Raw genomic sequence first — 17,787 nt, 5'->3', positions numbered from 1 at the left:
AGGCATGCGCCCGGGGGCTTCCGGCTTCCGGCTTCCGTTACAGCTTCTCCACCGGCGCGTACCGCAGCAGCAGCCGCTTGGGCTTCTCGCCGCCGAAGTCGATCGTCGCCTCGGCGTTGTCACCGCTGCCCTTGACGCCGACGACCGTGCCGAGGCCGAAGCTGTCGTGTGTGACGCGGTCGCCGGTGGCCAGCGAGACCACCGGGCGGTCCGAGGTGCGGCGGGTCGCGAAGCCGCTGGGGCCCTTGGCGCGCGACGACGACAGCGAGGAGCCGAAGCCGCCTCCGCCGCCGGCCGACAGGCCGCCCATGGAGGCGGACGGCGTCGCCGGGCCCGTCCGCTTCCACTCCACGTAGTCGTCCGGGATCTCCTCCAGGAACCGGGAGGGCGGGTTGTATGAGGGCTGGCCCCAGGCGCTGCGCATCGTCGAGCGGGTGACATAGAGCCGCTCGCGGGCGCGGGTGATGCCGACATAGGCCAGCCGGCGCTCCTCCTCCAGCTCTTTGGTCTGGCCGAGCGAGCGCATGTGCGGGAAGACGCCGTCCTCCATGCCGGTCAGGAAGACCACCGGGAATTCCAGGCCCTTGGCGGTGTGCAGCGTCATGAGGGTGATGACGCCGCTGCCTTCCTCGTCCTCGTCCGGGATCTGGTCGGAGTCGGCGACCAGGGCGACCTGCTCCAGGAAGTCGGAGAGGGTGCCGGGGTTCTCCTCCCCGCGGTCCTGCTCGAATTCCAGGGCGACGGCGGCGAGTTCCTGGAGGTTCTCGATCCGGGTCTCGTCCTGGGGGTCGGTGGAGGCCTGGAGCTCGGCGAGGTAGCCCGTACGCTCCAGGACCGCTTCCAGGATGGTGGCGGGGCCGGCGCCGGACTCGACGATGGTCCGCAGCTCCTCCATGAGGACGTTGAAGCGCTTGACGGCGTTGGCGGAGCGGGCCGCCATGCCGTAGGCCTCGTCGACCCGGCGCAGCGCCTGCGGGAAGGTGATCTTCTCGCGGAGCGACAGGGCGTCGATCATCGCCTCGGCGCGGTCGCCGATGCCGCGCTTGGGAACGTTGAGGATGCGGCGCAGCGGGACGGTGTCCTCGGGGTTGGCGAGCACCCGCAGATAGGCGAGCACATCGCGGACCTCCTTGCGCTCGTAGAAGCGCACACCGCCGACGACCTTGTAGGGCAGCCCGACCCGGATGAAGATCTCTTCGAAGACACGGGACTGGGCGTTGGTGCGGTAGAAGACGGCGACATCGCCGGCCCTGGCGTCCTTGGCGTCCGTCAGCCGGTCGATCTCGTCGGCGACGAACTGGGCCTCGTCGTGCTCGGTGTCGGCGACATAGCCGGTGATCTTGGGGCCGGCGCCGGCGTCCGTCCAGAGGTTCTTGGGGCGGCGGTTCTCGTTGCGCTCGATGACGGCGTTGGCGGCGGACAGGATCGTCTGCGAGGAGCGGTAGTTCTGCTCCAGCAGGATCGTGGTCGCGTCCGGGTAGTCCTCCTCGAACTGGAGGATGTTGCGGATCGTGGCGCCGCGGAAGGCGTAGATCGACTGGTCGGCGTCACCGACGACGCAGAGTTCGGCGGCGGTCTCGGCGGGGCCGACCAGTTCGCGTACGAGGGTGTACTGGGCGTGGTTGGTGTCCTGGTACTCGTCGACGAGGACATGGCGGAAGCGGCGGCGGTAGTGCTCGGCGACGTCCGGGAATGCCTGGAGCAGATTGACCGTCGTCATGATGATGTCGTCGAAGTCCAGGGCGTTGGCCTCGCGCAGCCGGGCCTGGTACATCGCATACGCCTCGGCCAGGGTCTTCTCGAACCCGTCGGCAGCGGTCCCGGCGAAGGTCTCCTCGTCGATGAGCTCGTTCTTGAGGTTGGAGATCTTCGCGCTGAAGGACTTGGGCGGGTAGCGCTTGGGGTCCAGATCCAGATCACGGCAGACCAGGGCCATCAGGCGCTTGGAGTCGGCCGCGTCGTAGATCGAGAAGGACGAGGTGAAGCCCAGCTTCTTGGACTCGCGGCGCAGGATGCGGACGCAGGCGCTGTGGAAGGTGGAGACCCACATGGCGTTCGCGCGCGGGCCGACCAGTTCCTCGACGCGCTCCTTCATCTCACCGGCGGCCTTGTTGGTGAACGTGATCGCGAGGATCTGGCCGGGGTGGACATGCCGCTCGGCGAGCAGATGCGCGATGCGGTGGGTGAGCACCCGGGTCTTGCCGGAGCCGGCGCCGGCGACGATCAGCAGCGGGCCGCCGGTGTGCACCACCGCGGCCTTCTGCTCGTCGTTGAGCCCCTCCAGCAGCGTCGCCGGGTCGATGGCGGGGCGGGCGGCGCCGTCGCGGTAATACGACTCCCTGGGCGCGGGCGCGTCGAACCTCCCGCCGAAGAGGTCGGCGGGGATCTCCTCCGGGGCCGGGCCGTGCTCGTCCTCGGGGGGCGGGGGGTGCTCCTCCTCGCCCTTGTGGCCGAGGTCCGCCAGGAAGCTGTCGTCAAAGAGGCTGCTCATCGCCCACCGAGTCTAGGCCGCCGCACTGACAGTCCGCCGCGGAGTGGCGGATTGCGGGCCGTCTCCGGTCGGCCCCGGGCGCAGGGGCAGGTCAGGGGCCGGCGGCCAGGCGCCGGCCGGGTGGCGCTTCGGTTACCCGAACCCGACATCTGCCACAACAACCCCCGCATCGCGTTCAGGTCACGAAAAGGTTTCGGGCATATCGAACATCAGCCTTCACAGGAGCCACACGAGTTGGCTAACGTCCTCGCTCAGGCAGCCCGCCTCCCCGCGGACGACAGGTTCGCACGGGCCGCCGACGCCGAGTCCGGCCTGCCCTCAGGCACCCGGAGCCGGGGACCCACCAGCACCACCGGGGTGAATCGATCCGTACGGCCGTCGCCAGTGGACGTCCGGACCGTAGGGCAAGCCTTCCGTCAGCGACACCGCCCGAACCCGACAGCTAACCCGGTAGGCGGTCCACGGAAGGAGTTGCCGGTCTTGGCGTCGCATCGCAAGCCGCGCACCAGCGTTCTCGCCTCACCCACCGGCCGTCGTACGGCGGCCGGACTCACCACCGCCGCCCTCGCCTCGGTCACCCTGCTCTCGCAGTCCGCCCAAGCGGCCCCCACGGCGCCCAAGCCCACCGTCGAAGAGGTCAAGCAGAAGGTCGACGACCTCTACCACCAGGCCGAGGTGGCCACCCAGAAATACAACGCCGCCAAGGAGCGCGCCGAGAGCCAGCGCGACACCGTGGACGAGCTGCTCGACGCCTCCGCCAAGCGCGCCGAGAAGATGAACGAGTCCCGGCGCCTGCTGGGCACCTTCGCCTCGGCGCAGTACCGGACCGGCGGCATGAACCCGACGGCGCAGCTGATGCTCGCCAAGGACCCACAGCAGTACGTCGACCGCAACCACCTCATGGAGCGGCTGACCGGCCGGCAGAAGCAGGCCGTCACCGACTACCAGGAGCAGCAGGCGGCGGCCACCAAGCAGCGCGCCCAGGCGACCCGCAGCCTGGAGCGGTTGCAGGCGTCGCAGGCCTCCCTCAAGGAGTCCAAGCGCTCCGTCCAGGACAAGCTGTCCGAGGCCCGGCAGCTGCTGTCCCGGCTGACCGCCCAGGAGAAGGCGCGGCTGGCGGAGCTGGAGCGCCAGAAGGAGGCGGCGGCCAAGCGCCGGGCCGCGGAGGAGGCGCGCAAGCAGCAGGAGCGGGAGCGCCAGCGGCAGCAGGACGGCGACGGCTCGACCGGGGGCTCCACGGGTGGCGACTCCACGGGTGGCTCCACGGGCGACTCGGCCACCAGCAAGGGCGAAAAGGCGCTCGCCTTCGCCCGCGCTCAGATAGGCAAGCCGTACGTCTGGGGCGCGACCGGGCCCACTTCCTACGACTGCTCGGGGCTGACCCAGGCGGCGTGGAAGGCGGCGGGCGTCGATCTGCCGCGGACGACCTGGGACCAGGTCAAGGTGGGCCAGCGGGTGGCCACCAAGGATCTTCAGCCCGGCGACCTGGTCTTCTTCTATGACGACATCAGCCACGTCGGCATGTACATGGGCGACGGGAAGATGGTGCACGCTCCGAAGCCGGGCGCCAGCGTCCGGGAGGAGTCGATCTACTACATGCCGATATACGGGAGCGTCCGTCCGGGCTGAGCCCGCCCCGCTCCCCCAGCAGACCACCCCCCACGGTCACCCCCCACACGCCACCGCGCGGCCGTCGCCTCCCCATACGGAGGCGAGGACCGCGCGGTGTGCCGTGGTGGGACGCTCGTCAGGTCCAGAGCACCGCGATGAAGATGTTGGCCACGGTCAGACCGCCGACCGCGCCGAAGAGCGGCTTGTCGACCGTCTCGTCGTCCCGCTTGACGTAGACCAGCGCCAGGATCACCACCAGGACGGCCATCTTGATGCCGAGCTTGAGGTTGTTCAGCGGGTGGTCCTGGGCCTGGTTGAGGCCGACCAGCACGATGCCGGTGACCAGCATCGTCAGCGCGCCGTGCAGCATGGCCGGCACGAAGCGGGCGGTGCCCGCGCTCATCGCCTTCATCTGGGTCAGAAAGCCGCCCAGCAGGGAGGCGATGCCGATGATGTGCAGGCCGACGAAGATATTGATTACTACGTCCATAGTGCTGGATCGTAGCCGCCGTATAGCACGGCCCTTCGGGCAGGGCACCCCCTATCTCCGCTTCGGTCAGGCCAGGCCGGTCCCGGCCGTACGGCCATGGCACCGCGGTCACCGGCGTACCCGCCGCGGTCGAAAGCGGACAATGCCGGGCAAGCGCACTCACTGCCGCGACACCCAGGCTTAGCGTCCTCCCTCAGGCGGCCGACTCCCCGCCTCGCCGGGCTCCCACCGGCGTTCCGTCGGCCGCCCCCGCCGAGAGGTGCGGCGGCGGCCCGTTGCCCCCGTGACGGACCGCCGCCGGACCCGCGGCTCGAAGGGAAGGAAGTGACGGCCACCGTGGCCTCGCACCGCAAGCCCCGGCAGCATCCGCTCGCCTCGCTCACCGGTGGCGGCTCGCGCAGCGCGCGCACCGCCCGTACGGCCGCCACCCTGGCGCTGGCCGGAGCCGCCCCCACGTTCGGCCTCGCGCAGGCGGCAAGCGCCACCCCCGATTTCGACGCCGCCGGCCAGGCCGCACACCGGCTCACCCCCGCCCAGGTCAAGGACCGGGTCGACGCGCTGTACCAGGAGGCAGAGGTGGCCACGCAGAGCTACAACGGTGCGAAGGAATCCGCCGACACCGCACGCGAGGAGCTGAGCCGGCTCCAGGACGAGGCCGCCCGCAGGACCGGGAAGCTGAACGCCGCCCGCACCGAACTGGGCGCCCTGGCCGCCGGCCAGTACCGCTCCGGCGGCGTCGACCCGACCGTACGGCTGCTGCTGTCCTCGGACCCCCAGCGCTATCTGGACGGCGCCGCGGTGCTGGAGCGTACGGGCAGCCATCAGGCGACGGCCGTGGCCGGTTACGCGCGCCGGCTCGGCAGCGTCCGGCAGGTCCGGCAGCGGGCCGAGGACACCGTGGAGCGGCTGGCGGACACCGAGGCGCAGCTGAAGAAGCACCGGGTCACCGTCGTCCACAAGCTGGACGCCGCCGAGCAGCTGCTGTCCCGGCTGACCGCGGAGCAGCGGCAGCGGATGACGGCCCGGGACGGCGCACGGAGCACGCGCGGGGGCGGCCGCACGGGCCAGGGGGACGGCCACGGGGGCGGCGACGGGGGCGGCGTGCTCAGCCGGCTTCCCGGCGCTGCGGGGGCCGCCGCGGCGCAGGCGCCCAACCCCCGCGCCGCCCGCGCCGTCGCCTTCGCCTACAGCGCCCTCGGCAAGCCGTACGTCTGGGGCGCGACAGGGCCCGCCGGCTACGACTGCTCCGGGCTGACCCAGGCCGCGTGGAAGGCCGGCGGGGTCGCCCTGCCCCGTACGACCTACACCCAGATCAGCTCCGGGCCGCGGGTCGCCCGCTCCCAACTCGCCCCCGGTGACCTGGTGTTCTTCTACTCGGGCATCAGCCATGTGGGCATCTACGTCGGGGACGGCCGGATGATCCACGCGCCGCATCCGGGCGCGCCGGTACGGATCGCGCCGATCGACCAGATGCCGTTCGCGGCGGCGACCCGGCCCGCGTAGCCAGGGGGAGAGTGCGCGGCGACGCCGCCGACTGCCGCGCGCGGAGAGGGACTCGGGTCTCGCTTTCCTGCTTCCGCCCCCGCCCCCGGTCACGGTCGCGGTCCCGGTCCCGGTCCCGGTCGCGTCGGAGAGGGCCCGGTGGGGCCCCATCCCGTTGCGGAGAGGGCCGGTGGCGTCCGCCGTCCCGGTTGCGGAGAGGTCCCGGTGGCGTCCTCCCCGTTCCGCTCGCGCCCGAGGGCCCGGCGGCGTCCCCGTGTGCTCACGCCCTGAGCTGTGTCCCCAGCCAGCGGAAGATCTGCGGGACCTGCTGCTCCCAGACCGCCGTGGTGTGGCCGCCCGCGCTCGCCGGGATCAGCTGCACGGTCACCGTCGTCGGGAGCTGTGCGTACTGCCGCAGAGCGAGGCCGGACTGGTAGCCGTCGCGGGCCGCGCCCGACACATACAGCGCGGTACGGGGCGGCTTGCCGGCCGCGTTGGCCGTCTTCAGGATGTGCAGCGGGTTGGACTCGATGCGCAGCTTGGGGTCCTTGCCGGCCAGCGAGTCGCGCTCCAGCGCCGGGTCGTTGTAGCCGGACATGGCGACCGCGGCACGGTAGCGGTCGGGGTGGGCCAGCGCGAGCTTGGCGGCGCAGTGCGCACCGGCCGAATACCCGGCCAGGGCCCAGGAGTCCGGCTTGTCGCCGGCCCGGAAGTTGTCAATGATCATCTTGCGGACGTCGACGGTCAGCCAGCTGTCGGCGTTGACCTTCCCGGGGAGGTTGACGCATCCGGTGTCCACACCGGGGAGCAGGTTGGTCCGGGGCGCCACCAGGATGGCCGGCTTGACCGTGCCGCTCCGCATCAGCGGCATCAGCTGCTGGGCCGCGTGCAGCGAGCCCAGCCAGGACTTCGCCGAGCCCGGGTAGCCGGGCAGCAGCTGGACCACCGGGAACTTCTTGTTCCGGTAGGCGGGGTCGTTGTACTGCGGCGGCAGCCAGACGTACACCTCGCCCCGCACCCCCGAGATCTTGCCCTGGAGGTCGGTCATCCGGACATCGGCGCCCACCTTGGGGTCGTCGGCCGGGCGGAAGCGCTGGATCTGCTTGGGCTCGTGCGCGACCTGCCGGCCGCCCATGCCGTCGGGGCCGAGGTCGCGGGCCGCCTCGACATGGCTGTCGGTGCCGAGCAGATCGCCCCAGGTGTCGTAGAGGCTGTTGGCGTTGTTGACCAGGACGAAGACCACGGTGATGGCCGTGACCTGGGCGAACAGCAGCATCAGCAGCCGGGCGAGACCGCGCACCAGGGGCGGCCCGGCTATTCGGCCCCAGAGGGCGAAGGGCAGCACGACGGCGACGATCAGCAGCGTGAGCGAGGTGAGGAAGAAGGGCGTGCCCGTCAGGCTCATCGGGATCTCGCTTCCAGGACAAAACTACGCGAAGGACGTGGGGATGGTTCCGGCCCCGCCTTCGGCAGTGAGCCTCTCCGCGCCCTTAGATGGTGATCCGCGGGGTCCTGGTTGCCCTTCTGTGGTGCTTTGTTACTCCCTCGTCATGAAGCTGCGGGTGCGCCCGCCCCGTGCCGGTTGTGCAGCTCAGACCAGCCGCCGGGCCGCGGCCCACCGGGTCAGCTCATGGCGGTTGGAGAGCTGGAGCTTGCGCAGCACCGCGGAGACATGGGACTCGACGGTCTTCACGGAGATGAACAGCTGCTTGGCGATCTCCTTGTAGGCATAGCCGCGGGCGATCAGCCGCAGGACCTCCCGCTCGCGCTGGGTGAGGCGGTCGAGGTCCTCGTCGATCGGCGGGGCGTCCGACGAGGCGAAGGCGTCCAGGACGAAGCCGGCCAGCCGCGGGGAGAAGACCGCGTCGCCGTCGGCGACCCGGAAGATCGCGTCGACCAGGTCCGTGCCCGTGATCGTCTTGGTGACATAGCCGCGGGCGCCGCCCCGGATGACGCCGATGACGTCCTCGGCCGCGTCGGAGACGGAGAGCGCCAGGAAGCGGACCGGGCGCTCGACGTCGCTCATCATCGTGGCGCCGCGGCGCAACACCTCGACGCCGCCGCCCCCGGGGAGGTGGACGTCCAGGAGGACGACCTCGGGGCGGGTGGCCGTGATGACCGTGAGCGCCTGGTCGACGTCGGCGGCCTCGCCGACGACCTCGACGCCGGTGCGCCCGGTCTCGCCGATCTCGGCCTGGACACCCGTACGGAACATCCGGTGGTCGTCGACCAGCACGACCCGTACGGTCCGGCCCCCGTCCGCCCCGCCGGTCCCGTCCTGCTGTGCGTCCTCGCTGCTCATCTCTTCCGCCCGTCCCTCGGTGTCTGCCCCGCCATCATCCCGTGCCCCGGCGCGCGCTGTCGTCTCCGGCCGCCCCTCACCGGGGCCGGTCATATATCGGGCTCCGTCGCCGCGCGCTCGATTTCCAGCTCGACGACCGTGCCGCCCTCGGGGGCGGACCGCAGCCGGGCGGTGCCGCCATGGCGCTCCATACGGCCGATGATGGACTCCCGTACGCCCATCCGGTCCGCGGGGACCGCGTCCAGGTCGAATCCGGGGCCGCGGTCGCGCACCGAGACGAAGACCGTACGGCCCTCCACTTCGGCGAACACCTGCACCGCGCCGCCCTCGCCGCCGTATTTCGCGGCATTGACCATCGCCTCGCGGGCGGCCTGCATCTGGGCGCCCAGCGGCTCGTCCAGCGGGCAGTCGCCGACGACCACGACCTCGATGGGGACACCGTGGTGGTCCTCCACCTCGGCGGCGGACCTGCGGACCGCGTCCGCCAGGGTGGCCGGCTCCTCGTCCTCCTCCTTGCCGCGGCCCTCGGGTTTGTAGAGCCAGGCGCGCAGCTCACGCTCCTGGGCGCGGGCCAGCCGCGCCACCTCCCGGGGGTCGTCCGCATTGCGCTGGATCAGGGTGAGGGTGTGCAGGACCGAGTCATGGACATGGGCGGCCACTTCGGCGCGCTCCTGGGCGCGGATGCGCATCAGCCGTTCCTCCGAGAGGTCCTGGGCCATCCGCACGAGATAGGGGCCCGCCAGCAGCGCTATGCCGACGACGACGGCGAGCGCGGCCTGAAGCACCGACCCGAGATGGCGCACCGACCCCTGAAGCACGACGATGCCCGTCACTCCGACGCCCACCAGCAGCACCCCGGCAGCGCCGCGCACCATCGGCAGCAGGGCCTTGTGGCGGCCGAGCTCCAGCCACTGGGCGCGGCGGGAGTTGTCCGCCTGCCGCCACACCAGGGCGACACCGGCGCCGATCAGCAGCACCGGCCAGAGATAGCCGTCGGCCTGGCCCAGCTGGAAGCGGGAGGCGACGATCGAGGCTCCGATGAGCAGCGCGATCAGCGCGAAGACCTGTCCCCTGTCGGGCCGGTGGCGCAGCAGGCGGCGCCTGCCGTCGCCCGCGGCGGGCTGCCGGTACTCCACACCGCCGATGCCCAGCGGGACGAAGAACCAGAACGCGGCATACAACAGCGCGCCCATCCCGTCGGCCATGAAGAGGGCCACGAACACGATCCGCACCCAGGAGACCGGCAGTCCGAGATGGCCCGCGAGCCCCCGCGCGACGCCACCGAGCAGCCGCCCGTCGGCGCTGCGGTAGAGCTTGCGCACAGGCGGGTCGTCAGGGTCCGGCGCCGGGGCGTAGCCCGTCTCGGCGCGGGGTGGGGCGGTGGTCATGTGCCCGATCGTCACACGACATCCGGGCCCGGGGCATCAGGGTCGTCCCTGAGGCTGTCCCTGAGGTTTGCGGGGGCCGGCCCGGGGCGGGGCGGAGGCGACCGGTCCAGCCGGTCCGTGGCGAGCTGTTCCGACTCGCTGCTCCCGCCCGCCGCCTCAGCTCTTCGGGTCGGTCCGGCGGAAGCCGTTCGTCACCACCGAGAAGACCTTCCCGAACGTCGTCCACTTGGCTGCCGGTGCGGACACGAAGATCGCGTAGTCCGTGCCACCTGCGCGGCCGAACCCGAGGTCCGCCGCCCGGTACGTACGGGCCGAGCCCCCGAAGGTGTACTCCCAGATCGCGGCGGGTTCGCCCTGGTAGACGGTGCTCTGCAAACGCAGCTGCGTGTAGGGCGGGTAATCCGCCTTCTGGTGGGCCTCAAGCCCCTTGAAGTGCTTCACCGCGTCACCGGAGGAGAGGTCCAGGACGCTGACGGTCAGCCTGGCCAGGTCCTTTTGCGAGAAGTAGGTGATCTCCCGGCCGCCGTCACCGACCTTCCGCTGCCAGCCATCGGGCACCGGGAAGCTCACGCCGAGCGCGGACTCCTTCGCCTTCCCGTAGCCGTCGGGGAGCGGAGGCGGCGGTCCGATGCTGTTGTCCGGTTCACTGGGAACGCGCGGTACACCCTTGTCGGAGGCGTTTTGGGTCGAGCCGGAGTCGCCACGGTCCATCAGGTACCAGGCCGTACCCCCACCGCCCCCGGCGAACAGCACCGCGACGACGCTCCAGACCACGACCCGGGCGGCACGCCGCTTGCGGGGCTTGCCGCCGGGCAGCACGTCCGCGCGGTCACCGGCGGACCGTCCGGCGCCGGTCACGTCCGGAAAGGCGACCGGTCCGGTCACGGCCTCGCCGCCGGTGGCCGGAACGGCACCGGCCCTCGCACCCGTTACCGCACCCGTACGCGCTCCGTTGCCGCTGCCGCGGTCCGAAGCAGCCGCCACCTCGCCCGTATCGTGCACCGGACGGGTGGGCGCCTCCGTCTCACCGTCCGGGGTGGCCTGCTCGGTGCGGCTCCGCCCGACCGTCCCCAGGGTCATCGTCGACCAGCCCATCAGCTCGGTCTCCGCCTCGGCTTCGGCCGCGCGCAGCGCCTGCTCTACGACCTCCGCCGTCGGCCGCTCAGCCGGCTCCTTGGCGAGCAGCGCCTCGATCAGCGGGGCCAGCGTTCCGGCGTTGCGGGGCGGCTCGAACGGGTCCATGGCGATCGCGTACGCCGTCTCGACCGCGGTGGGCTTCCGGAACGGCGAGCGTCCCTCGACCGCCTGATAGAGCGTCGCTCCCAGCGCCCACAGATCGGAGGCGGGGCCCGGGGTGCCGCCCTTGACGCGCTCGGGCGCCAAGTAGTCGATGGAGCCCACCAGCTCGCCGGTCTTGGTGAGCGTGGAGGCACCGGTGGCGACCGCGATGCCGAAGTCGGTGAGCACGACCCGGCCATCCTCACCGAGCAGGACGTTGCCCGGCTTGACGTCACGGTGCAGCACACCGGCGGAGTGTGCGGCCCGCAGCGCGGCCACCATGCCGCGTCCGATACGTGCGGCCTCGCGCGGTTCCACCGAACTGTCGGTCCGCGCGGCTTCCTTGATGGCGTCGCCGAGCGTGGTGGAGGGGACGTACTCCATGACGATGCACGGCATCCCGGCGTCGTCCACGACGTCGTGGACGCTCACCACATTGGGGTGGTTGATGCGCGCAGCTGCCTGGGCCTCACGGGTGGTGCGCTCATAGCGCGTTGCCAGTTCGTCCTCGTCGAGCTGCGGTGAGACATGCAGACGCTTGACCGCGACCTGACGGCCGAGCAGTTCGTCCCGGGCACGCCAGACGGTGCCCATACCGCCCTGGCCTATCCGCTCAACCAGACGATATCGCCCGGCGACCAGTCGCCCCTCGTCCACCGACGCCGCCTCCGTCACCGCACGCCCCTCCGGAAACCCGTACGTATCCAGGGCGCAACGATAGTCGTCGATGTGGCCGGGCAGCCCCCCGGCCACCACCCGTCCACATCTGTTCCTCCGCCCGTGCACGGGCGCGGGGGCATATGCGAACGCACGAGGGGTTTCGGGACCCCCCTGGGGCATCTCAGGGCCGTCAGCAGCGGATCTCAGGGATCTGCCAGGGTTTCCACGGATGTCGCGGCGCGGACGCCCTTGTCACCATGGCCTCATGAACGATGCAGCCCACATCGAGGAGTCGGCGCCCGCCGGCCCGGCCGGCCCCGCCTCGCATCCGCCGCTGCGCCGCAGCCGGCGGCACAAGGTGATCGGCGGAGTCTGCGGCGGGCTGGGCAGGCAATGGGATCTCGACCCGGTGATCTTCCGGGTCGTGCTCGCCGTGCTCTCCGTCGGCGGCCTCGGGCTGATCGCCTATGGCTTCGCCTGGCTGCTCATCCCCCTCGACGGCGAGGACCAGAACGAGGGCCGCCGGCTGCTGTCCGGCCGGGTGGAGGGCCCCGCGCTCACGGCCCTGCTCTTCGCGCTGGTCGGCTGCGGACTCTTTCTGACGACCCTCGCCAAGGGCAGCATGATGTCATTCGCCATCATGCTGACGCTGGCGGTGGCCGGCTCCGCCTATTGGTCGCGCCGGCGGCGGCTGGTGGAGGCCGAGGGTCCACAGGCGATGGACACCGCCACGGCCCAGGCGGTGGCCGACGCCCCGCCCGAGACCAAGGCGCCCCCGGTGCCCACCGGCCCCTCCTGGTGGCGCGCCCAGCGCTCCGGGGAGGCGGCGGGCCCGGGCTATCTGTGGGGGCCCGACAACACCCCGCTGCCCCTTGACCTCAGTTACCGGGGCGGACACGGCGCAGCCACGGCCCCGTACCGGCACGACGGCTGGTCCGACGCGGGCCGTCCGCCCGAGCCGCCGAGCGGTGCGCCGCTGGCCCGCTCCCCGCGCCGGGGCCGCCGCGTCGGACGCCCGATCGGGGGCTGGACGTTCCTGCTCGCGCTGCTCGCCGGCTGCGGCACCGCGCTCGCCGTCTCTCGCCATGACGGCCCGGTGCAGGCCCTCCAGGCGGGCCTGGCGTGCGCGCTGGTCGTCTTCGGTCTCGGGCTGGTGCTCAGCGCCTGGTTCGGACGCACGGGCGGCGGCACGGTCTTCATGGTGGTGCTGACGGCCCTGCTGCTGGCGGGCGCGACCACGCTGCCCGACAACCTCACCGCCCAATGGCAGAAGCGCACCTGGTCCCCCACCACCCTCGGCGCCGTCCGGCCGCAGTATGAACTCGGTTCGGGAGAGGGTGAGCTGGACCTCACCGGTCTGCCCCTCAAGGCGGGCCGCACGGTCCACACCGGCGCGGAAGTGGGCGCCGGGCGGCTTCAAGTGACGCTGCCGCACGGTGTCACCGCCCGCCTCCATATCTCGCTCGGCCTCGGGGATGTCCAACTGCCCGGCGAATCGCCGCACGACGTGGACCTCGTGGCGGGCGGGCAGCGGACGGTCGATCTCCCCGCCGACGGCCTCAAGAAGGGCGAGAAGCCGCGCGGCTCGGTGGAGCTGAAACTCGAACTCGGCGCCGGCCAGGTCGCCGTCACCCGCGCCGCGCCGGCCCCCGTCCCGCGGGCCCCCGCAGCGCCGACCGCCCCGACCCCCCAGGGAGCCCACAGGTGAAGCGCCACCCCTTCGAACCGGCCCGGCTGATCTCGGGCCTCACCGCCCTCACCCTCGGCACGGCCTACGGCCTCGACACCCTCGGCCTCTGGCAGGCCCCCGGCCCGTGGCTCTTCCTCACCCTCCCGGCGGGCCTGCTCCTCTCCGGCATCACCGCGGCCGTCTGGACCAGGACCCGCCACCCGCACCCGCACCCGCACCCGCACACCGAAACCACCTCATCGAAGGGCTCCTGACACGACTACCGACGGCACCGTCACCGCGCCCCGGCACCACCGCCCCCGCCCCTGCCCCCGCCCCGGCCCTCGTGATCCACACCTGCCGCCCGCGGACCGACCCTCAGCCGAACAACTGCGCCCCGTGCCGCTTCCGGCGGTTCGCCAGGGCGGCGTCCAGCGAGAACCTCGGCGTACCGGCCAGCAGGAGCGGGATCCAGGCCACCAGGTAGGCGAGGTCATTGCCGTAGTAGTAGGGCGTGGTCGCCCAGCTCACGGTGAGCCACAGCGTCAGCGAGATCAGCGCACCGCCGAACGCGGCCAGCCGCCCCAGCAGCCCCGCCAGAGTCCCGAGTCCCACCGCCAGTTCACCGGCCGCGATGGCATAGCCGAAGCCCACCGGACTCTTCTGTGCGATCTCCACGAGTTGCGGCAGCGCCGCCGCGTCATGGACCTGGCGCAGCATCTCGCCGAGCGAACCCGCGCCACCGGCCGCCAGGAACGCCGGATCCGTCAGCTTGTCGATGCCCGCATAGAGGAAGGTCGCCCCCAGAAAGAGCCGCAAGGGGAGCAGCGCATGGCGCGCCAGCTGCGCCCGCAATCCGGCGCCGGCACCCTCGACGCCCGCCCCTCCCAAGTCGGCACCGATCGTACGATTCGCGTGCACCATGACGTCCGCCTCTCCGTTGCCACCGGGCGCAGACGATTGTGCCCGCGCCCGCGCCTCCTGGGGAGATACGTACGCACGTGCGCGAGAGGTTCAACGGACCGACGCACTTCAGGTGACTACGCCACACAGAATCGTCACGCGACGCCGCCAGGCGGCACCGGGCTGCACCGACCACACCCGTCACCGCCCGATGACCGGGCGCCACGCCCCCGGCGACGCGAGGCACCAGGCACCCGCCGACGCGAGGGCGGACCTGCCAAACCCACCGGACCCGCCAGACCCGCCAGCGCCGCCAGACCCACCGGCCCCGCCCGTCACCCCTAATCCACGACGTCGATCACATACCCCTTCGTCTCCACGCCCGCCGCCGTGACCACCCGGACCTCAACCCGGCCGGGCTCGACATCGACCGGTACCGGGACCGTCAGCACCCCGTCCGTCGGGTTGGTGAAGCCGCCGGCCACCGGGACCAGCGGGACGGGGACATGTACGTCGCCGATGCGTACGACGGTGCGGGCGAGCCGGTCGGGGGTCCCGGCGCCCGGCGGGACGAAACCGGCCCCGCGGATCTCGATGTCGTCGCCGGTACGGACCGGCGCGGCGAGATCGCCCAGTTCGCGGGAGCGGACGACCGAGAGGATCACCGGCCGCCCGCCCGACACCGCCTTCCCCCACAGATAGGTCGCCCCGGAGAGCGCGAGGAGCACCACCAGGCCCCAGGGCAGCTGCGGCAATTGCGCCGGGTGCCCGGCCAGCCGTACCAGCGCGCACCCCAGTACGGCCGCGTTCGCCAGGACGTACTGCACGTCCAGGAGGCTGCCCCGCCCCGCGTCGTCGGTCAGCAGATCGGCGGTCCGCGGCCGCTCCGCCGGCACCTTCTGGAGCCGGCCCGAACGGACCCGCGAGGCCACCAGCCCGTAGGCCAGCACGGCCACCGCGCACCCGAGGGCGAGCGCCACCAGCAGCGCACCGGACCGCGCGAGCGCCACCCCTTCGAACAGCATGCGCCGCTCGTCCGGGCCCCCGGCCGTCACCTGCTGCACGGCCACCGTGAGGACGGCGTACAGCACCGCGGCCGCCCAGCCCGCCGCCACCGTCCGTGAGGTGGACAGCCGCCCGTCCTCGCCGATCAGCGGCGCCAGCGCCCCGCCGTGCGCCCGGTGCCACCAGGCCGCCGCGGTGAGCCCCAGCGCCAGTACGACGGCCGCGACCAGCCCCGCCGTACGGGCCGCCGTCCAGCCGGTGCCGAGGGCGGTCAGCGCCTGGCCGAGCAGCAGCGCCACCACCGCGCTCCAGACGGCGAGCAGGGTGCGCCACCGTACGGCCGCCAGCCAGGCGGTCTTTCCGGCGGCGCGCCGCCGGGCGACCTCCCTCGCGGACAGCGTCAGTTCGTCGGAGACCCACTGGCGGGCCGCCCCGGCGGAACGCGCGAGTCCGGCCGGCACCCCGCGCCCGGCGGCGAAGTCCTCGCGGAGCGCGACAAACGCGGCAACCGCCTGCTGGTGTCCCGCCCGGGCGCCGTGCGGGCACCGTCCGCACCGGCACTCACCACCGGCGGCGCGCTCCGCGCCCTCCCCCGGCTCGTCCGTTCCGGCCATCTTTCCCGCCGCATCCACCGACACGTCCGCTACCGCCCGCCACCGCTGATCATCAACTTGAGTTCTCCGGAGGCGAATTGTGCCGCACCCCGCAGGAGGCACCTCAAACGTCCAGTTGGTGGCGGGTGGCGGGTACAGCGCTGTGTTGACGCCCGCCCGCGAACCGGCTCCGCCGCCGCGCCCACCGCCCTGACAGCGGTGCCCGGAACCTCCCCACCGCCACCTCCACACCAGCAGCTGAGCGACGACAGCTGAGCGACGGCACCCGCGCACCGGGGAACCCACGCCCCGGGGAACCCACGCCTGGCACAGGGGAATGCGCCGCCCCGTACACCTGACCGGCGCATCGGCCTGGCAACCAGGACACATCCCCTATTCGGGCGAACCGGGCCACCGCGAAGGCTGAGCGGTGGGCGTGCTGCGCAAGCTCTCGCCGTGCGTCAAATAAACGGATTTCACGGATTGCACGGCCGCGATGACCTGGCCGGACCGTATGCGCCGCGACGGCCGGACGGACCGCGTCCCGGCGGTCCCGGGCTGCGGACCGCCGCCGCGTTCCTGCTGCTGGCCGGGATCGCCGCGCTGCTCGTCGTCGCGCCCACGGCCGCCGCCCGTGACCGGCCCAACCGCGCGGACAACGGCGACAATTGCGCCTATGCCGGAACGGCGCCGCCGGTGGACGTACCGACGGACTTCCCCATGCCGCGCGGCTGGCACTTCCCCTGCAGCCGGGCCAAACCCCCGCCGACGCCCTCCCACCGGCCGCCACAACGCCCCCACATCCCCAAGCCCACACCCCCACCGCCCCGGGCCCATACCCCCCGGCCGGCACCGCCCCCGCCACCGCCACCACCGTCACCGCCGCCCAGTCCACGCGCCCGTCCCACAGCGCCGCCGCCCACACCGAAGCCGAAGCCGAAGCCCCCACCCGTCGTCCGCCGCCCGGCGTCACCGCCGCCCGTCCTGCCCCGCAGCTACGCACGGCCGTACCACCGGCCGCGCGACGGGCGCTCCATGGTGACCACGACCCTGCTGCTCACTGCCCCGGCCGTGCTGGCCGGCGCCGCCCTCCGTCCCCGTTCGAGCTCCTCGTCCGGTTCCGCCGGGCGCCGTTCCTCGTAGGAGGTCTCCATGTCGCAATGGCTGGTGCTGACCCTCGCCATGGCCGCTGCCTGCGGCGTCGTCCTGACCATCACGGTGCTCAAGGAGCGCCGGATCACCGAGGACGACGATCCGTCGGAAACACCCGATGTGATCGAGTATCTGACGATGATGGTGGGGGTGGTGTACGCGATCGTGCTGGGGCTGGCCATCGCCGGTGTGTGGGAGGCCAGAAGCGCGGCCGAGGACACCGTACGGACCGAGGCGCAGGCGCTGCACGAGGTCAGCGCGCGGGCCCGGGCCTACCCCGCGCCGGTGCGGGACCGTATCCGTGCGGATGTCGATGCGTATGTGAGTCATGTGGTGCACAAGGAGTGGCCCGTGATGGCCGAGCAGGGGGCGCTGACCGGGCGCGGCACCGAACTGCTGACGAAGGTACGGGCGGATGTCACCGACTACCGTCCGCGCAATGACTTCGAGGGGCAGTCGTACCAGCCCCTCGTCGACCAGGTCGCGGTGGCCGACGGGGCCCGCACCGCCCGGGCGAACGCGGCCGAGTCGACGCTGCCGGGGGTGGTGTGGTTCGGGCTGATCATCGGGGGCGCCATCTCGATCGGGGTCATGTTCACCCTGCAAATCCGGCGCTCGGGGCGGGAGTTGCTGATGGCGGGCCTCTTCAGCGCGTTGATCGCCTTTCTGCTGTTCCTGGTCTGGGATTTCGACGCACCCTTCAGCCGCAGCATCTCGGCAACGGTCGCGCCGTTCCTCGATCTGTTCCCGAAGGCGTGAGGCG

The 17,787-nt window shown here is 72.3% G+C and carries 14 protein-coding genes and 1 riboswitch; of the genes, 6 read left to right on the top strand and 8 right to left on the bottom strand.

The window, feature by feature from the left end:
- Positions 1 to 37: 37 nt before the first annotated feature.
- Positions 38 to 2,491, bottom strand: coding sequence for a DNA helicase PcrA (pcrA, locus tag ACZ4XD_RS02530; protein ID WP_468037431.1), 2,454 nt, complete (start codon positions 2,489 to 2,491; stop codon positions 38 to 40).
- Between the two features lie 289 nt (positions 2,492 to 2,780).
- A riboswitch (cyclic di-AMP (ydaO/yuaA leader) is annotated at positions 2,781 to 2,964 on the top strand.
- Between the two features lie 7 nt (positions 2,965 to 2,971).
- Here pcrA and ACZ4XD_RS02525 point away from each other — a divergent pair.
- The gene (locus ACZ4XD_RS02525) at positions 2,972 to 4,120 is read left to right on the top strand and encodes a C40 family peptidase (RefSeq protein WP_468037429.1); all 1,149 of its coding nucleotides are present in this window, start codon (positions 2,972 to 2,974) and stop codon (positions 4,118 to 4,120) included.
- A 118-nt stretch (positions 4,121 to 4,238) separates the two neighbouring features.
- Here ACZ4XD_RS02525 and ACZ4XD_RS02520 read toward each other — a convergent pair whose 3' ends face one another.
- Complete coding sequence (locus ACZ4XD_RS02520) at positions 4,239 to 4,592, bottom strand: hypothetical protein (protein ID WP_468037427.1); 354 nt, start codon at positions 4,590 to 4,592, stop codon at positions 4,239 to 4,241.
- A 324-nt stretch (positions 4,593 to 4,916) separates the two neighbouring features.
- Between ACZ4XD_RS02520 and ACZ4XD_RS02515 the strand changes: the two genes are divergently transcribed.
- The gene (locus ACZ4XD_RS02515; RefSeq protein WP_468037425.1) at positions 4,917 to 6,095 is read left to right on the top strand and encodes a C40 family peptidase; all 1,179 of its coding nucleotides are present in this window, start codon (positions 4,917 to 4,919) and stop codon (positions 6,093 to 6,095) included.
- 259 nt (positions 6,096 to 6,354) lie between these two features.
- On the opposite strand, the gene ACZ4XD_RS02510 is transcribed toward ACZ4XD_RS02515, so the two are convergent.
- From ACZ4XD_RS02510 to ACZ4XD_RS02495, 4 genes are all read right to left on the bottom strand, one after another.
- A complete protein-coding gene (locus ACZ4XD_RS02510) occupies positions 6,355 to 7,479 on the bottom strand; it encodes an alpha/beta hydrolase (RefSeq protein WP_468037422.1) in 1,125 nt (374 codons plus the stop codon).
- 186 nt (positions 7,480 to 7,665) lie between these two features.
- Entirely contained in the window at positions 7,666 to 8,376 is a 711-nt protein-coding gene (locus ACZ4XD_RS02505; protein ID WP_468037420.1) for a LuxR C-terminal-related transcriptional regulator, read from the bottom strand.
- Between the two features lie 89 nt (positions 8,377 to 8,465).
- Complete coding sequence (locus tag ACZ4XD_RS02500) at positions 8,466 to 9,764, bottom strand: PspC domain-containing protein (protein ID WP_468037418.1); 1,299 nt, start codon at positions 9,762 to 9,764, stop codon at positions 8,466 to 8,468.
- A 156-nt stretch (positions 9,765 to 9,920) separates the two neighbouring features.
- Complete coding sequence (locus ACZ4XD_RS02495; RefSeq protein ID WP_468037416.1) at positions 9,921 to 11,717, bottom strand: serine/threonine-protein kinase; 1,797 nt, start codon at positions 11,715 to 11,717, stop codon at positions 9,921 to 9,923.
- Between the two features lie 250 nt (positions 11,718 to 11,967).
- Between ACZ4XD_RS02495 and ACZ4XD_RS02490 the strand changes: the two genes are divergently transcribed.
- Together ACZ4XD_RS02490 and ACZ4XD_RS02485 are read left to right on the top strand one after the other, a co-directional pair.
- A complete protein-coding gene (locus ACZ4XD_RS02490; RefSeq protein WP_468037414.1) occupies positions 11,968 to 13,410 on the top strand; it encodes a PspC domain-containing protein in 1,443 nt (480 codons plus the stop codon).
- On the top strand, positions 13,407 to 13,646 hold the full coding sequence (locus tag ACZ4XD_RS02485; protein WP_468037412.1) for a hypothetical protein: 240 nt from the start codon (positions 13,407 to 13,409) through the stop codon (positions 13,644 to 13,646). The genes ACZ4XD_RS02490 and ACZ4XD_RS02485 overlap by 4 nt, the downstream gene beginning before the upstream one ends.
- A 103-nt stretch (positions 13,647 to 13,749) precedes the next feature.
- Here ACZ4XD_RS02485 and ACZ4XD_RS02480 read toward each other — a convergent pair whose 3' ends face one another.
- The gene (locus tag ACZ4XD_RS02480; protein ID WP_468037410.1) at positions 13,750 to 14,295 is read right to left on the bottom strand and encodes a TQO small subunit DoxD; all 546 of its coding nucleotides are present in this window, start codon (positions 14,293 to 14,295) and stop codon (positions 13,750 to 13,752) included.
- A 320-nt stretch (positions 14,296 to 14,615) separates the two neighbouring features.
- The gene (locus ACZ4XD_RS02475) at positions 14,616 to 15,893 is read right to left on the bottom strand and encodes a hypothetical protein (RefSeq protein ID WP_468037408.1); all 1,278 of its coding nucleotides are present in this window, start codon (positions 15,891 to 15,893) and stop codon (positions 14,616 to 14,618) included.
- A 462-nt stretch (positions 15,894 to 16,355) separates the two neighbouring features.
- On the opposite strand from ACZ4XD_RS02475, the gene ACZ4XD_RS02470 reads away from it, so the two are divergent.
- Positions 16,356 to 17,015, top strand: coding sequence for a hypothetical protein (locus tag ACZ4XD_RS02470; RefSeq protein WP_468037406.1), 660 nt, complete (start codon positions 16,356 to 16,358; stop codon positions 17,013 to 17,015).
- A gap of 9 nt (positions 17,016 to 17,024) precedes the next feature.
- Positions 17,025 to 17,783 (top strand): bestrophin-like domain, encoded by a 759-nt coding sequence (locus ACZ4XD_RS02465; protein ID WP_468037404.1) that lies wholly within the window; start codon positions 17,025 to 17,027, stop codon positions 17,781 to 17,783.
- Positions 17,784 to 17,787: the final 4 nt, after the last annotated feature.

Source organism: Streptomyces sp. NPDC029466, from assembly GCF_055574515.1.
This window is presented reverse-complemented; position numbering and strand designations above follow the sequence as displayed.

Coding starts and splice junctions, on each gene's coding strand:
- ACZ4XD_RS02490 (WP_468037414.1), top strand. CDS start 11,968: ATGAACGATGCAGCCCACATCGAGGAGTCGGCGCCCGCCGGCCCGGCC.
- ACZ4XD_RS02480 (WP_468037410.1), bottom strand. CDS start 14,295: ATGGTGCACGCGAATCGTACGATCGGTGCCGACTTGGGAGGGGCGGGC.
- pcrA (WP_468037431.1), bottom strand. CDS start 2,491: ATGAGCAGCCTCTTTGACGACAGCTTCCTGGCGGACCTCGGCCACAAG.
- ACZ4XD_RS02500 (WP_468037418.1), bottom strand. CDS start 9,764: ATGACCACCGCCCCACCCCGCGCCGAGACGGGCTACGCCCCGGCGCCG.
- ACZ4XD_RS02520 (WP_468037427.1), bottom strand. CDS start 4,592: ATGGACGTAGTAATCAATATCTTCGTCGGCCTGCACATCATCGGCATC.
- ACZ4XD_RS02465 (WP_468037404.1), top strand. CDS start 17,025: ATGTCGCAATGGCTGGTGCTGACCCTCGCCATGGCCGCTGCCTGCGGC.
- ACZ4XD_RS02510 (WP_468037422.1), bottom strand. CDS start 7,479: ATGAGCCTGACGGGCACGCCCTTCTTCCTCACCTCGCTCACGCTGCTG.
- ACZ4XD_RS02505 (WP_468037420.1), bottom strand. CDS start 8,376: ATGAGCAGCGAGGACGCACAGCAGGACGGGACCGGCGGGGCGGACGGG.
- ACZ4XD_RS02475 (WP_468037408.1), bottom strand. CDS start 15,893: ATGGCCGGAACGGACGAGCCGGGGGAGGGCGCGGAGCGCGCCGCCGGT.